This window comes from Methylobacterium sp. J-070, assembly GCF_022829385.1.
Lineage (GTDB): Bacteria > Pseudomonadota > Alphaproteobacteria > Rhizobiales > Beijerinckiaceae > Methylobacterium.
Genome location: NZ_JAKSXX010000285.1, coordinates 18,597 through 33,082, shown reverse-complemented (window position 1 = coordinate 33,082; position 14,486 = coordinate 18,597). Strand labels below are relative to the sequence as shown.

Below are 14,486 nucleotides of genomic sequence, written 5' to 3'. Positions count from 1 at the left end.
TATCGCGAAGCGACCGCGCCATCGTCAGGCCCGGTCTCGGCGGAGGTGACGCATGACGGCTGATGGGTGGCCCGCTCTGCAGCTTTTCGCTCCGCGGCCGGTGTCCCGGCTCCGCCCGCAGGAGACCGAGATCGGCCGGCGAGGGACACCTCAACGCGGTCGATCGCGACGCGAGGGGGCGGCCGAAGGACGGACAGGGCCCGTGAACACGATGACCTTCGTCGTCCCGGCTCATCTCCATCCGGCTCGCTCCTATCACGATCGCAAGCAGGCGCTCCGCGTCGAGGAGATCCGTACCCGCAGGGTGCAGGCCGCGGCCTGGGGCGGGGCCGCCCTGCTCGTGGTCGGGCTGCATCTCACCGGGGCCCTCTTCCTCACGCGCGCCCGGGTCCCCGAGACCGTGGCCCCCGACGAGATGGGGGCGATCATGATCGAGCTTGCCCCCGAGGTGCAGCGGGCCGCCTCGCAGGTCGATGCCGCCCTGGCCAAACCGGAGGAGCAGGCCGAGCCCGTCCCGCAGGAACCCGCTCCTCCGGAGGAGGTGGTGCCTCCGGAGCTGAGGGCCCCGGAAGCACCGGTCGAGGCGCTCGCCCCGCTCCCGCCGCCCAAGGCGGTGCCGAAGCCGGACCGGAAGACTCCGGTGCCGCGCAAGCCGCCCGAGCATAAGCTGCCCGAGCACAAGCCGCAGGTCCCGCGCAAACCACCGGCCCTCCGCACCGCCAGCGCGCCGCGCTCGGAGCAGCGCGCCGCCACGACCGCCTCCGCATCCGCGGGCGCCGCCAACGCGCTGTCCGCCGCCGACTGGAAGAGCCTCGTCTCCGCCGCCCTCAACCGGCACAAGCGCTTCCCCTCCGGCATCGCGTTGAGCGGCAGCCCGACCCTCAGGGTCGCCATCGCCGCCTCGGGCCAAGTCACCGGCGCGACAGTGGTCGCCTCCTCGGGCTCCCCGGAACTGGACGACGCGGCGATCCAGACCGTCCGTCGCGCCTCGCCGCTGCCGCCGCCTCCGGCGGGCCCCCAGACCCTGACCTTCAGGATGAACTTCCGCCCGCACTGAGCGGGCGCCCCGGACAGCCCGGGACGCGAAGAAAAAAGCGCCGGCCCGGTTCAGATTCCGCGGCTCGCCGCACAAGCAAGAGGAACCGTCAACGTCTCCAGGGGCCTGAAAACGATGCCGGCATGGATGCCAGCACTTCAACCAATCCTGCGTCCGGGTGTGACGCATCCGCTCCGGAGGGCCGTCGTGCTCGCCGTCCTGCTCGGCGGCCCGGCTGCGCTGCCCGCGAGCGCCCAGGATGTCGGACAGGCCGCGTCCGCCGTCCCCGCGGGGGAGGCCGGCGCACCGGCTGCCCCGCCTCCAGCGCCCGCCGCGGAGGCGCCGCCTCCTGCGGTACCCGCCGCGCCGCCTGCCGGGACATCCGCTCCGAAGGAGCACGACCTGACACCGACCGGCATGTTCCTGCACGCCGACCCGGTCGTGCAGGGCGTCATGATCGTGCTCATGCTCGCCTCCATGGCGTCCTGGGTCGTGCTGCTCGTGAAGGGACTGGGCCTCTGGCTCGCCAAGGGGCGCCTCGCCGCGGCCCTGGCGGCGATCCGCACGGCCGACAGCCTCGCCGCGGCGAGCCACAGGGTCCGGAGGGGTCCGGCCGCCCGTCTCCTGCTGGAGGCCGAGGAGGAACTCGGCCTGTCTCAGGGGCTGTCGGGCGAGGGCATCAAGGAGCGCGCCGCCATCGGCCTCCAGCGCATCGAGGCCGCAATCGCCAAGCGCATGGCGGTCGGCACCGGCATCCTGGCGACCACCGGGTCGATCGGCCCGTTCGTCGGCCTGTTCGGGACCGTGTGGGGCATCATGCACAGCTTCGTCGGGATCGCGAATTCCAACACGACGAACCTCGCCGTGGTCGCCCCGGGCATCGCCGAGGCTTTGCTGGCGACCGGCATCGGCCTCGTCGCGGCGATCCCGGCCGTGGTGATCTACAATGTCCTGACCCGCGCGATCGGCAGCTACCGGATCCTGGTCGGCGATGTCGCGGCGCTGATCCTGCGCCACCTCTCCCGCGATCTCGACCGGCGCGGCACCGAGGCTTCGGCGTCCGCGGTCGGCCTGCGCGCGGCGGCGGAGTAAGGCGATGGCCGTCCAACTCGGATCCGGCGGCGGCGACGATCTCAGCGAGAACGCCGACATCAACATCACGCCGTTCATCGACGTGATCCTCGTGCTGCTGATCATCTTCATGGTGGCGGCCCCGCTCTCGACCGTGAGCGTCCCGGTCGAATTGCCGACCTCGAACGCCAGGGTGCAGCCGCGCCCGAGCAAGCCGATCTTCGTCAGCGTGAAGCCGGATCTGTCCCTCGCCCTGGGCGAGGAGCCGGTCGCCCGTCCGGCGCTCGGTGCGGCCCTGAACGCGGCGTCGAACGGCGCGAAGGACGAGCGCATCTTTCTGCGGGCGGACAAGGGCGTGCCCTACGGCGAGCTGATGCAGGTGATGAACCTGCTCCGGGCGGCCGGCTACCTCAAGATCGGCCTCGTCGGCCTGGAGGATACGGGGAGCGGTCCCGCCCCCTGATGGCGAAGCGGGAAGCGCTGGCGATGCCGGCCTGCGCGGCGGCGCCCGATCATCCACCCCCGATCACCCACCCATGGAATGCGCCGGGCTCGCTGAGGTGCGGTCCGCGCCGCGGCGAGCCGAGGGCCAGGATGCCGACCGTGATGCATCGTCCCCCCGCATACGACAGCCCGGCACCGGACGGCGGCGCGGCGGTCGCCGTCGAGACCGCGCGCCTGCCGAACGGCCTGCGGATCGTCGTGATCCCGGACCGGCGCTGCCCCGTGGTCACCCACATGGTCTGGTATCGGACCGGGGCGGCCGAGGATCCGCCCGGACGATCGGGCACGGCCCATTTCCTGGAACACCTGATGTTCAAGGGCACGGCGCGCTATCCGGCCGGGGCGTTCAGCGCGTTTCTGGGGAGCGTCGGCGGTCGGGAGAACGCGTTCACGAGCTGGAACTACACCTGCTACCATCAGCAGGTAGCCCGCCCGCACCTGCGCGCCTGCATGGCGTTCGAGGCCGACCGGATGGGCCGCCTCGCGATCGATGAGGCGGTGGCGGCGACCGAGCGCGCGGTGATCCTGGAGGAGCGCGCGACGGTGGCCGACGGCCGGCCGCAGGCGCTCCTCGAGGAGGCGATGGCGGCCGCGCTCATCCCGGAGCACCCGGCCGGGCGCCCGATCATCGGGTGGCGGCACGAGATCGCCGGCCTCGCGGCGGCCGATGCGCAGGCCTATCACGGGCGCTTCACCGTGCCCGCCAACGCCATCCTGATCGTCGCCGGCGACACCACGGTCGAGGAGGTCGTGCGGCTCGCGGAGGACGCCTACGGCCCGGTTCCCGGCGGGGCGGCCTTCGTCAGGCGCCCGGCGCCGAATCCGCTGCCTCCGGTCGGCCGGCGGATCACGCTGGCGGATGCGCGCGTCCGGCAGCCGCAGATGCAGCGCCTTCACGCGGTGCCGGCACCGGGCACGGCCGCGCCCGGCGAGGCGGAGGCCCTCACGGTGCTGTGCCATCTGCTGGGCGGGGGGCGGACCTCCGCGCTGCACCGGCGGCTGGTCGTCGAGGTGCGATGCGCGAGCTCGGTGGGCGCGTACTACCTGAGCGAGTACTTCGCCCAGCAATCGCGGTTCTACCTCGTCGCCGAGCCGGCCGCCGGGGTTACGCCGGAGGCCCTCGACGACGCGGTGGAGGCGGCCCTTCAGGCCGTGCGCGACACCGGTTTCGCACCGGCCGCGATCGCGCGGGCCAAGACCCAGCTTGTCGCCGATGCCCTCTATGCCCGCGACAGCCAGGTGCAGCTGGCGAGCTGGTACGGGCGGGCCCTGGCCCTGGGCGGGAGCCTCGCCGATCTCGCGGGCTGGCAGGACCGCATCGAGGCGGTGACGCCGGAGGCGCTCGCCGCGGCGCTGACCTTCCTCGACCGCCGGCACGGCGTCTCGGGCTACCTCGTCGGCGGCTGAGGGCACCGGGGCGTTCCACCGTTCCAAGCCGAGACGTTTCCACCCGGATCGAGACCGCGTCCATGTCGTTGCGCCCCCCTTCGCCCGCCCCCTCCACCTATGCGGAGCGGATCCGAACCCTGCGCAGTCCCGGCGGCATCGCGGCCTGGCTGATCGAGGACCAGACCCGCCCGGTCCTGACCTGCGCGTTCGATTTCCGCGGCGGGGCACGCCTCGATCCGAAGGATGCCGCCGGGACGACGCGCATGCTGGGGGCGCTGCTCACGGAGGGCGCCGGCGAGCTCGACGGCACCGCCTTCCACGAGGCCCTCGGCGACGGGGCGATCCGGCTGGGGACCAGCGTCGGGCTCGACGGCCTCCAGGGCAGCCTCAGGTGTCTCGTCCGGACGGCGGCGGACGCCTTCACGCTGCTCGGGCTCGCCCTCCGGGAGCCCACCCTGGCCCCCGACGCGGTGGAACAGGCCCGCGTGGCGATCACGGCGCAGATCCGGTCCGCCGGCGGCCGGCCCGAGGAGCTCGCCCGGCAGGCCTTCATGGCGCGGGGCTTCCGGGGCCACGCCTATGCGCGGCCCGTCCCGGGCGACCTCGCCTCCGTCGCGCGGATCGGGGAGGCCGACCTGCGCGCCGTCCAGGCGCGGCTCCTGACCCGGGACAACCTGCACATCGCGGTGGTCGGGGCGATCACCGCCGACGCGCTCGGGCCGCTCCTCGACCGCGCCTTCGCGGACCTCCCCGGCGGGGCCGCGCCGCCGGTCGCCCGAACCGACCTCGGCGGCCTGGGCGAACAGGTCCGGACGGACCACGCCGCGCCGCAATCCGCGATCGTCTTCGGCCGGCCCGCGCTCCCCCGGGACGATCCGGACTTCGCCGCCGCGATCGTGGCGAACCATTGCTTCGGCGGGGGCGGCCTGACCTCCCGCCTGTTCCGCGAACTGCGGGAGAAAAGCGGCCTCTGCTACGCGGTGGGGACGAGCGTGGCCCCGTTCCGGGGGGCGAGCACGCTCATCGGCTCGACGCGGACCGGCACCGACCGCGTACCCGAGATGATCGACCGGCTCCAGGGCGAGATCCGACGCCTCACCGGGACGGGCCTGGAGGCGGCCGAGTTCGAGGCGGCGAAGAGCTATCTGATCGGCTCGCACGACATGGGGCTCGCCAGTTCCTCCGCCCTCGTGGGCGCCCTGCTGATGCTGCAGGTCGAGGCCCGGCAGCCGGGCTGGCTCGATGCATGGCCGGCGATGATCGCGGCGGTCGGGGCGGCGGAGGTGGACCGGGCCATCGGCCGCGTCTTCGGCGACGGCGCGCTGCTGGTCTCCGTCGCGGGCCCCTGACGCGCAAGATCCGGCCGGAACCGGTTGCGCTTTCGCGATCTCGCTCGTCATCCCAGGACAACAGAAAGGGCTGAAACGGCCCGGGTCTTGGGGGCGTGGCATGAACTTGCGGCGTATTGGGAGAATATTTGTCCTATCAAATCTGCCAATATTATTGGCGATACCGGCAAACGTCACGGTTAGCACCGTGGTACGCGCCGAAGACGGCGCGGTCGATTTCGCCATTGCCTCCGGCGCACTCGGCGACGTGCTCACGCAGATCGGAACGGCCTCGGGGTCGCCGATCTCGTTTCCGCCGCAGGCGGTCCAGGGCCTGAAGGCCGGCCCGATCCGGGGACGGATGAGCAAGACGGATGCGGTCGCGCGGGCCATCGCGGGCACGCCCCTGCGGATGAGCGTGGGCGCCAACGGCATGGTGATGGTCACGGCCCGGCCGGCGCCCGCGGCATCCGGGGGCGCCGCCACCGACATCGCCGACATCGACGTCACCGGCAACGGCATCAACGCCAACGGCAGCAGCGATCCCCTGGCGACCGAGGGATCGGCGAGCTATGCCGCCACCGGCGCCAACGTCGCCAGCAAGACGGCCCTGTCGCTCAAGGAGACGCCGCAGAGCGTCTCGGTGATCACCCACCAGCAGTTGCAGGACCAGAAGATCACGACCCTTGACCAGGCGGTCGATGCCGCCCCGGGCCTGATCCGGGAAACCGGCGGCGGCGCCGGCCAGAGCAATCTCAGCAGCGCCTATTACGCCCGCGGCTTCCAGATCAACAGTCTCTCCGTCGATGGCGGCACCCCGATCCTGGTCGGTGGCCTCGGAGAGGCCTTCAACTCCAACTACATCCCCGTCATCGACCTGTCGCAGTACGACAGCGTGCAGATCCTGCGCGGCTCCGGCGGCCAGTACAGCGGCACCGGCTCGCCCAGCGGAACGGTCAGCCTGCAGCGCAAGCGGCCGGTGGACCGGATGACCGGTACGATCGATCAATCCTTCGATTCCAACGGGGGGCGTCGGACCGTCGGCGACCTCAACACGGGTCCCCTGCTCGAGGGCCTCGTGAGCATCCGCGGATCCTTCGTCCACGACGATGCCGAAAACTTTTACCGGATCTCGAACAAGGCGGTGAACCAGGGCTACCTCAACGCCGAGATCCATCCTGCCGAGGGCACGCAGATCAACCTCGGCGGCACCCACAACGAGACGAATGCTGTCCCCTGGTTCAACGGGTTGCCGACCTACCAGAGCGGCCGGTTCGTACCGTTCTCACGCTCGACCTGCCTCTGTGCGCCCTGGAGCAAGACCGACATCGTCACCGACGAATATTTTGCGCAGCTGCGCCAGGATATCGTCGAGGGCTGGCAGTTCAACGTCAATGCGTCGATGAATTTTCAGGCCTCAAAGAACGACAATTTGACCATTAACGCCTTTGATTCTCACGGCCTTCTGGCAAACAACACCGGAGCGCGCTGGTTCGCGACGTATAATGAGAGGAAGTCCGACCAGTATCTGCTCGACAGCTTCATCACCGGCGAGGACGAGTTCCTCGGTATGCCGATCGAGACGACGTTCGGTACGAGCCTGCAGTATATCGATCAGTCACTGACGAAAGAACCGCTCAGCTACAGCTACCCGAACGCGACCCGCGTCAACGTGCTGACCTTCACCGGCCACGAGTTCCCGCGGATGCCGCTGACGCGATACACCAAGGTTTCCCAGTACGATAAGGCCTACGCGCTCACCCAGATCGGCGGCTACGCGAGCATCCGGCTCTCGCCCGTTCCCTGGGCCCACCTCCTGATCGCCGAGCGGATCAGCGGCTTCCAGCAGGATATCCAGCAGTACCGTTCCGGGACGACAGTGACCTCGAACAGCGGCGATATCCACATCCCGGTCCCGGATGTCGGGCTGACCCTGGATCTCGATCCGCACATGTCGATCTACGGCAGCTACTCGACCACCTACCTGATCACCCAGAACCTCGCTTCCCCGGGGAAGCTGCTGCCGCCGACCGACGGGCATACCTGGGAGGCCGGGATCAAGCGCAGCGATCTCGATGACCAGTTGCAATCCTCACTGGCATTCTATCGGGCGGAACTGACCAACGTCCCGTTTCTCGATCCAAACCAACCATACAGCCAGGATCCCAACTCGCTCCTGAAATGCTGCTTCCTGGCTGCCGGGCGGACCCTGTCCCAGGGGATCGACGCGGCCGTCACCGGCAAGATCACGCCGGATTGGGATGTGACCGCGAACTACACGTTCAACGACAACAAGACGTACTCGGGTGACGGCTCGCAGACGAAGGCCAGCTACATCTTCCCGAAGCACATCGCCAAACTGTTCACGTCGTTCAGGCCGTCGACCGGGTGGACCGATCTGGACCAGGAACTCCGGCATGTCCGGATCGGATTCGGCGCCGACTTCCACAGCACCACGATCCATTCCGACACGTACCAAGTGTACAACAGGGGCCGGATCCAGTCGTACTTCTACCAGGTCAGGCAGCCGAGCTACGCCACGTTCAGCGCCTTCGCCAAGTACGACATCAACGAGACGGCGTCCGTCCAGCTCAACGTCTACAACCTGCTCGACCGTCGGTATTACCAGTCCATCGGCAACTACGCCGGCGGGAACTGGTTCGGCCAGGGCAGGACGGTGGTGGGCTCGGTCCATCTCAGCTTCTGACCGGTTGCGGGCCGCCCGAGATGACGACGTTCGCGCCGTCCGGGGCGGCCCCGGACACGCCGGATCCCGGCAATTTCAAGCTCGACCTCCGGTTCGCGCGGCGCCTCTGGGCGGTCCTGCGGCCGTACTGGCTGCGCCGGGGGGCCTGGCCGTCCTGGCTGCTCGCGGGCGCCGGGATCGCCCTGTCGGTCGCGTTCGGCGTCGCCGGGGGCTTCGTGACGACGACCACGGCCGCGCTGACCAACGCCCTCGTCGCGCGCGATGCCGCCGCCTACTGGCCGCTGTTCATGGGGCTGCTCGGCCTCAATTTCCTGCGGCAGCTCCTCAGCACGCTCCAGATCCTGGCGAGCCAGTCCCTCACCCTGCACTGGCGCGGATGGCTGACCACCCGGCTGATCGACCAGTACCTGTCCCGAAGGACCTATTACGAGATCAGCCTCACGCAGGCGATCGACAATCCCGACCAGCGCATCCAGGAACAGGTCGAGCCGTTCTGCGAAGCGGTCAGCCGGTTCCCGCGGGAGCTGACCCATGCGAGCATCGACGTCGTGGTCCAGGTGGCGATCCTGGCCAGCATCTCCCGGGCGATGCTGACCGCGACGCTGGCCTATGTCGGCTTCCAGATCGTCCTCAACTACTACGTCTACCGGCCGCTGATCCGGAAGCAATGGGACGTGACCGTGGCGGAGGCGGACCTGCGCTACGGCCTGCTGCACGTGCGCGACCATGCCGAGACCATCGCGTTCTACCAGGGTGAGGGCGCCGAGCGGACTCAGCTCGTGGAGCGCCTGCGCCGCGTCCTCGCCCGGAAGCTGCGCATCGTCCGCTACCAATTGGTGACCGCCGGGGCGAGCGAGGTCTCGGCGATCATCTGGCACGCGCTGCCGGCGCTCTGCCTCGCGCCGGTCTTCTTCGCGGGCGGGATGGATTACGGGACCATGACGGCCGGGATCGCCGCGGCGGCCATGATCGTCGGCAGCCTCAGCGTGATCTCACGCTTCATCCCGAGCCTCGTCGAGGCGGCGCCCACGGTGGTGCGCATCGCGGAGATCCAGGAGGCCTTCGACGCGCAGGCGGCCGCCCTCCCGGCGGACGACGCCCCGCGCATCACCCTGCGCCGCGGAGACGGCGACCGGATCGTGCTGCGCGACGTGGCGATCGAGACGCCGGCGGGCGAGCGCCATCTCGTGGACGGCCTCAGCCTCAGCCTCCGGGCCGGGGAGCGTCTGCTGATCGTGGGCCGCACGGGGACCGGCAAGAGTTCGCTGCTGCGCGCGATGGCGGGGCTCTGGACGCGGGGGCGGGGCACCATCGAGATGCCCGACCCCGCCGCGACGATGTTCCTGCCGCAGCGGCCCTACATGCCCCTCGGCGACCTGCGGATGCAGATCACCTATCCCCGCCAGGCCAGCGTGTCCCTGAGCGATGCGGAACTCCAGGCGATCCTCGAGCGCGTGCGCTTGCCCGATCTCGCCGAGCAGTCCGGCGGTTTCTCGGCGCGGCGCGATTGGGGCCGGATCCTGTCGCTCGGCGAACAGCAGCGGATCGCTTTCGCGCGCATCCTGGCGACCGGACCGCGCACCGTGTTCCTCGACGAGGCGACGAGCGCCCTCGATCCGGAGACGGAGCAGATCCTGTACGACCAGTTGCGCCGGACCGGCTCGACCTTCATCAGCGTCGCCCACCGGCCGAGCCTCAGGGCCCATCACGACAAGGTGCTGCGCCTGTCACCGACCGGTTGGACCGTGGAGGCCCTCGACGGGGAAGAGCGTTCTGCCGGCGATGGCCGTTATGAACGGAGAGCGCGGTGACAGGGGGTGCGATCGCCATCTGGGGCGATCGAGGGCCGCCGTGAAGCAGGCTTCGGACGGATCGGCCCCCGCCGCGAAGGGACCCAGCGCGGACAGGCTCTGAACCGGGAGGGCCGTGCCGGATCCCGGCACGGCCACCCTAACGGAGGCGGGTCACTCCTGCTTCTCGAACGCCCCCGCGATGGTGAGGTGCAGCTCGTCGCCGATCAGCGGCACGTAGGTCTTCACGCCGAACTCGGAGCGCTTGAGCGTCCCGGTGGCCTCGAAGCCGACCGTGACCTTCTTGCTCAGCGGATTCACGCCCGCGCCCACGAGGGTCACGTCGAGCGTCACCGGCTTGGTCACGCCGTGGAGCGTCAGGTCACCGGTCACCTTCGCGTGGTCCTTGCCCGCGGGCACGACCTTGGTGGACACGAAGGTCATGTCGGGGAACTTGGCGGCGTCGAGCCACTGGTCGCCCTTCAACTCGTCGGTGAGCTTGGCGCTGGTGGTGGTCACCGAGGCCACCGGGATCTTCACTGACAGCTTCGACGCCGCCGGGTTCTTCGGCTGAAGCTCCAGCGTGCCCGACACGTCCGAGAAGCCACCCGCGTAGTTCGAGAAGCCCATATGGGAGACCCGCCAGCCGACCTGGGTGTGGGCGGGATCGACCGCGTAGGTTCCGGCCTGGATCTGCGCCGGGTCACGGGTCGGGGGTGTCTGGGCCAAGGCCGGGGTAACCGCCGGGGTGGCGATCAGCAGGGCCAGCAGGCCGGAGGCGAGAATCGACTTCACGGGGGTTTCCTCAAGGCAGACGATCGGGCGCGCATCGGTGCGCCGCTGCAGCCCTGTAGCGCCGTTCCCGGCTCCGGTTGAGCCTGCTATCCGGAACCCCATGGTTGCGAGAACGGAAACCTTCAGGGGCGGGCTCGACGACGTGCGGGCCTTCTGCACGGTCGTCGATCTCGGCACCGTCACGGCCGCGGCCGCCAGCCTGCGCGAAACCAAGGGCAGCGTCAGCCGGCGGATCTCCCGGCTGGAGCGGGCGCTGGGCGCCCGGCTGATGGCGCGCACCTCCCGGGCGGTCTCGCCGACCGCGGAGGGGCTCGCGTTCTACGCCAAGGCCCAGGAGAGCCTGGGGCTCCTCGACGAGGCCGCCGAGACCGCCCGCGACGCCCGGACGGTGCCGGCCGGGCACCTGCGCATGACCACCTCCATCGATTTCGGGATCGAGGTGATGCCCGAGATCGTCGCGAGCTTCCGGGCCGCCTTCCCGCAGATCACCGTGGAGATGCTGAACACCGACGCGCGCCTGGACCTCGCGGCCAACCGGATCGACCTCGCCCTGCGGCTCGGCGGCGCGGAGGAGACCGGCTACCACGCGCTGGTCCTGGCGACGCTGGCGGTGGGTCTCTACGCCGCCCCCGCCTACCTGCTGCGCCGCCCCGCCCCGGCGGACCTCGCCGACCTGCGCGACCACGACCTGATCCTCGCCCGCGAGCGGTTCGGCGCCGCGGGGCTCGCCCTCACCGACGGCCGGGGCCGCACCGAGTCGCTGGCGGTCAGCCCGGCGATCGCGGTCAGCGACTTCGCCACCGCGCACCGGCTGACCCTGGCGGGCGCCGGGATCGGCCACCTCCCCACCCTGGTCGCCGCCCGGGCGGAGGCGGCGGGCCGGATCGTGCGCGTGCTCGGCCCCTGGGCGACCCGCGGCGCGAGCCTGCGCGCCGTCACCCTGGCCGGACGCGAGCTGCCGGCCCGGGTCCGGGTCTTCCGCGCGCATGTCGGCGCGGCGCTGGCGTCACCCGCGTGCCCGCACGCGGCCGAGGAACCCGATGAATACAGTTAAGTTGCCTATAGCAACACTATACACAGCCTAAAGACTGCGCGATCGATAAAATTTTAGCGGCCCGCATAGGGCTGTCTTGAGGCGCACCCGGCATGATGCGATGCAGCGGCGCCTCAGGCCGCGCGGCGGCCGGCCCTCCCCCGGACCGCTTCGGACCTCTCGCGGACAGCCGTCATGTTCCCTCGCCGCAGGTGCCTGCGCTCCGTTCTCGTCGTCGGGATGCTCACCCTCGCGGGATCGGCGACGGTGGGGGGAACGGCCCTGGCGACGCTGGCGAGCACGACCCGGATCGTGCTGCAGAAGGGGCGTCAATACCTGCCGACCGATCTGTACCTGCATCGGGGCGACACCATCACGGTCCGCAACGGCGACGAGAGCCTGATCCACCACGCCTTCATCGAGTCGGACCGGTTCTCGTTCGACGCGGGGGATCAGGAACCCGGCACCGAGATGCGCCTGACCCTGGCCGAGCCGGGGGATTTCACGATCCAGTGCGGCATTCATCCGAAGATGAAGCTGACGATCCACGTCGAATAGGCGCCCCGCATCAGCCGTCGCGGCCGAAGCCGAGGCCGCGGAGAATGTCGCCGATCGGATCGATCCTCGCCGATGAAGCCGGCGGGGCCTGCGCGGGCCCGGCGGCGGGCGCAGCGGCGGCCCGTTCGACGGAGGCGGTGCGGGCCAGCGCGGCATGGCGCAGGCGGGCATGGTGGCGCGCGGCGCGCTCGGATCCCTTCGGCCGGTAGGCGGCGACGCCCTTCCGGGCCGGTTCGGCCGCACCCGAGATCTCACCGGCAAACGCCGGGTCCGAACGTGTCCCGGGCGGGATCACGGCGGCCTGTTGAGGAGCCGGCACCGCGGAGGGCAGCCCATCCTGCACGCCGGAGAGGCGCAGGTCGGATCGGAGCGTGCCGGTCGTCTCGGGCGCCGCGATCCGGGCCGGCGGGTCGGTCCAGGCGACCGGCAGCGCGGCGACCGCCACCGGCCGGGCGGGAGGCGTCTGCACCTCGTAATTGCCGGGATGCAGACTTCGCGCGGCCACGACCAGCCCCAATACGGCAATGGCGGTGGTTGCGAGGGTGGACCGGAAGTGTTCCATGCCGGAAAAACGTACGGTCAAGCTCCTGGTTCCGCTTGTCCGGATTTTCGGGCCGTCTCCCTGCGCCGGGTGACCGGACAGAAAAAAGGCCACTCCCGAAGGAGCGGCCCGAAGTCTAGGGAGGAAACGCCCAAGAAGGGCAGCGGGATCGCGACGCCATCGCCATCCCGCAATGCAGAGATAGGATACCGCATTGCGGCATGCAACGGGTCGGTGGCCCGGAAGGCATGCATAGGTGGCGTAGTTCGACCGCGTCCGCATGCCCTGACGTCATGACGCGGTCGTCTCACGACGGGCCCGACTGCCCGTCATGGCCGATCAGGCGCTCGACCTCGGCCAGCGCGACGGCGCGCGCGGCACGCTCGGAGGCGTGCGGGCGGTACGATCCGCGGACCAGCTTGCCGCGGTCGCGGATCGCCCAGGTGAACCGACCGGGATCATGCCGGCTGGGCCTGACCTCGACCGTGTAGAGATGCCCGCCATTCGCACCCATGCGTAGAATGTGCGGAACATCGCAGCGCCGGGATAGGGGGTGCGACCGTGAGCGGCAGCGATTATCCGGCCGACCGCGACCGGCCGGCCTCGGCCCGGGGCGCCTCCCCCGCTCCCTCGGTCCGGGTCGCGAGCCAGACCACGTGCTTGGGCCCGCTGCCCCGGCCGCTGGCGTGGACCCGCATCTCCTCCACGGCGAAGCCGGAGCGTTGCAGGCGTCCCTTGAACTTCCGGTCCGGAGCGCCCGACCAGACCCCGAGGATCCCGCCCGGCCGCAGGGCCCAGCGGGCCCGCTTGAGCCCCCAGCTGTCGTAGAGCCGGTCGTTTGCCCGGCGCATCAGCCCCTCCGGACCGTTGTCGACGTCGAGCAGGATCGCGTCGTACTGCCCGGCGCCGGCCTGGATCAGGCGGTTGACGTCGGCCTCCCGCAGGTCGACGCGCGGATCGTCCAGGCAGCCGGCGAAGACGTGCGCCAGGGGCCCCCGGGCCCAGGCGATCACGGCCGGCACCAGCTCGGCCACCACCAGCCGCGCCTCCGGCCCGAAGCCGTCGAGGGCCGCCCGCAGGGTGAAGCCCATGCCGAGCCCGCCGATCAGGATCCGGGCCCGGGGACGGTCCTTCAGCCGGGCCGAGGTCAGCGCGGCGAGCGCCACCTCGGAGCCGCTGCGGCGGTTGTTCATCAGCTCGATCGTGTCGGCCAGGATGGCGAACTCGTCGCCCCGCCGCATCAGGCGCAGGTCGGTGCCGCCACCGGGGACGCTGCCGGTGTCGAGATGAACCCAGGGTATCACGGGAGGCGTCCTCGTTTGACGGGGCGGAAGGGTCGCGGCGGAAGGATCGCGGCGGAAGGATCGCGCTGGAAGGGCGGCGCCGGGCGCGGCATGTGCGCGCCGCGCCCCCCTCCGCCCGGCGCAGCGCCTTGCCGCGGTCGATTCCGGCGGCGTATCAGCACCTATGGCCAAGCGCATCAAGTCCAGACCGCAGGAGCGGGGCTTCATTATGTTCGATATCGTCTACACGGACGGTTCCCGAGCCTCGAACCGGCGCGTGCCGGTGGAGATCCTCGGCGGCCTGGACGGCGACGAGCCGGCCCGGCAGCTCATCGCCGAGCAGGAGGAGGAGATCGCCCGCAAGTCGGGGCGGCCGAGCCGCGAGATCCAGAGCCTGACGCGCTCGCCCATCGTCAAGCCGAAGCCGGTGGTCTGACGCGCCCGGGGACAG

The 14,486-nt window shown here is 70.7% G+C and carries 14 protein-coding genes; 10 read left to right on the top strand and 4 right to left on the bottom strand.

Annotated features, from left to right (window positions below; translation table 11 throughout):
• Positions 1-211: 211 nt before the first annotated feature.
• From MKL01_RS31685 to MKL01_RS31655, 7 genes are all read left to right on the top strand, one after another.
• The gene (locus MKL01_RS31685) at positions 212-1,057 is read left to right on the top strand and encodes an energy transducer TonB (protein ID WP_243909161.1); all 846 of its coding nucleotides are present in this window, start codon (positions 212-214) and stop codon (positions 1,055-1,057) included.
• Between the two features lie 186 nt (positions 1,058-1,243).
• Positions 1,244-2,128: a tonB-system energizer ExbB gene (exbB, locus tag MKL01_RS31680; RefSeq protein ID WP_243909147.1), complete on the top strand. Its 885-nt coding sequence runs from the start codon at positions 1,244-1,246 to the stop codon at positions 2,126-2,128.
• A gap of 4 nt (positions 2,129-2,132) precedes the next feature.
• Positions 2,133-2,570, top strand: coding sequence for a TonB system transport protein ExbD (gene exbD, locus MKL01_RS31675; protein WP_243909146.1), 438 nt, complete (start codon positions 2,133-2,135; stop codon positions 2,568-2,570).
• 143 nt (positions 2,571-2,713) lie between these two features.
• A complete protein-coding gene (locus MKL01_RS31670; RefSeq protein ID WP_243909145.1) occupies positions 2,714-4,018 on the top strand; it encodes a M16 family metallopeptidase in 1,305 nt (434 codons plus the stop codon).
• Between the two features lie 62 nt (positions 4,019-4,080).
• Complete coding sequence (locus MKL01_RS31665) at positions 4,081-5,349, top strand: M16 family metallopeptidase (protein ID WP_243909144.1); 1,269 nt, start codon at positions 4,081-4,083, stop codon at positions 5,347-5,349.
• Between the two features lie 187 nt (positions 5,350-5,536).
• The gene (locus tag MKL01_RS31660) at positions 5,537-8,035 is read left to right on the top strand and encodes a TonB-dependent siderophore receptor (RefSeq protein ID WP_243909143.1); all 2,499 of its coding nucleotides are present in this window, start codon (positions 5,537-5,539) and stop codon (positions 8,033-8,035) included.
• A gap of 20 nt (positions 8,036-8,055) precedes the next feature.
• On the top strand, positions 8,056-9,846 hold the full coding sequence (locus MKL01_RS31655; RefSeq protein ID WP_243909142.1) for an ABC transporter ATP-binding protein/permease: 1,791 nt from the start codon (positions 8,056-8,058) through the stop codon (positions 9,844-9,846).
• Positions 9,847-9,999: 153 nt separating this feature from the next.
• On the opposite strand, the gene MKL01_RS31650 is transcribed toward MKL01_RS31655, so the two are convergent.
• Positions 10,000-10,620 (bottom strand): YceI family protein, encoded by a 621-nt coding sequence (locus MKL01_RS31650; protein ID WP_243909141.1) that lies wholly within the window; start codon positions 10,618-10,620, stop codon positions 10,000-10,002.
• A gap of 100 nt (positions 10,621-10,720) precedes the next feature.
• Here MKL01_RS31650 and MKL01_RS31645 point away from each other — a divergent pair, with 100 nt between their 5' ends.
• Positions 10,721-11,674 (top strand): LysR family transcriptional regulator, encoded by a 954-nt coding sequence (locus MKL01_RS31645; RefSeq protein WP_243909140.1) that lies wholly within the window; start codon positions 10,721-10,723, stop codon positions 11,672-11,674.
• Positions 11,675-11,848: 174 nt separating this feature from the next.
• Positions 11,849-12,211: a hypothetical protein gene (locus MKL01_RS31640; protein WP_243909139.1), complete on the top strand. Its 363-nt coding sequence runs from the start codon at positions 11,849-11,851 to the stop codon at positions 12,209-12,211.
• Between the two features lie 10 nt (positions 12,212-12,221).
• On the opposite strand, the gene MKL01_RS31635 is transcribed toward MKL01_RS31640, so the two are convergent.
• The 3 genes from MKL01_RS31635 to MKL01_RS31625 form a co-directional block, all read right to left on the bottom strand.
• Complete coding sequence (locus tag MKL01_RS31635) at positions 12,222-12,794, bottom strand: hypothetical protein (RefSeq protein ID WP_243909138.1); 573 nt, start codon at positions 12,792-12,794, stop codon at positions 12,222-12,224.
• A gap of 265 nt (positions 12,795-13,059) precedes the next feature.
• Positions 13,060-13,266: a hypothetical protein gene (locus MKL01_RS31630; RefSeq protein WP_243909137.1), complete on the bottom strand. Its 207-nt coding sequence runs from the start codon at positions 13,264-13,266 to the stop codon at positions 13,060-13,062.
• A 61-nt stretch (positions 13,267-13,327) separates the two neighbouring features.
• Positions 13,328-14,056, bottom strand: a complete 729-nt coding sequence (locus MKL01_RS31625) for a spermidine synthase (RefSeq protein WP_243909136.1) — start codon at positions 14,054-14,056, stop codon at positions 13,328-13,330.
• Positions 14,057-14,219: 163 nt separating this feature from the next.
• Here MKL01_RS31625 and MKL01_RS31620 point away from each other — a divergent pair, with 163 nt between their 5' ends.
• Positions 14,220-14,471, top strand: coding sequence for a hypothetical protein (locus tag MKL01_RS31620; RefSeq protein ID WP_243909135.1), 252 nt, complete (start codon positions 14,220-14,222; stop codon positions 14,469-14,471).
• Positions 14,472-14,486: the final 15 nt, after the last annotated feature.

Bases quoted from the DNA above. Each gene is read 5' to 3' on its own strand.
- MKL01_RS31685 (WP_243909161.1), top strand. From the start codon at position 212: ATGACCTTCGTCGTCCCGGCTCATCTCCATCCGGCTCGCTCCTATCAC.
- exbD (WP_243909146.1), top strand. From the start codon at position 2,133: ATGGCCGTCCAACTCGGATCCGGCGGCGGCGACGATCTCAGCGAGAAC.
- MKL01_RS31670 (WP_243909145.1), top strand. From the start codon at position 2,714: ATGCATCGTCCCCCCGCATACGACAGCCCGGCACCGGACGGCGGCGCG.
- MKL01_RS31665 (WP_243909144.1), top strand. From the start codon at position 4,081: ATGTCGTTGCGCCCCCCTTCGCCCGCCCCCTCCACCTATGCGGAGCGG.
- MKL01_RS31655 (WP_243909142.1), top strand. From the start codon at position 8,056: ATGACGACGTTCGCGCCGTCCGGGGCGGCCCCGGACACGCCGGATCCC.
- MKL01_RS31645 (WP_243909140.1), top strand. From the start codon at position 10,721: ATGGTTGCGAGAACGGAAACCTTCAGGGGCGGGCTCGACGACGTGCGG.
- MKL01_RS31640 (WP_243909139.1), top strand. From the start codon at position 11,849: ATGTTCCCTCGCCGCAGGTGCCTGCGCTCCGTTCTCGTCGTCGGGATG.
- MKL01_RS31630 (WP_243909137.1), bottom strand. From the start codon at position 13,266: ATGGGTGCGAATGGCGGGCATCTCTACACGGTCGAGGTCAGGCCCAGC.
- MKL01_RS31620 (WP_243909135.1), top strand. From the start codon at position 14,220: ATGGCCAAGCGCATCAAGTCCAGACCGCAGGAGCGGGGCTTCATTATG.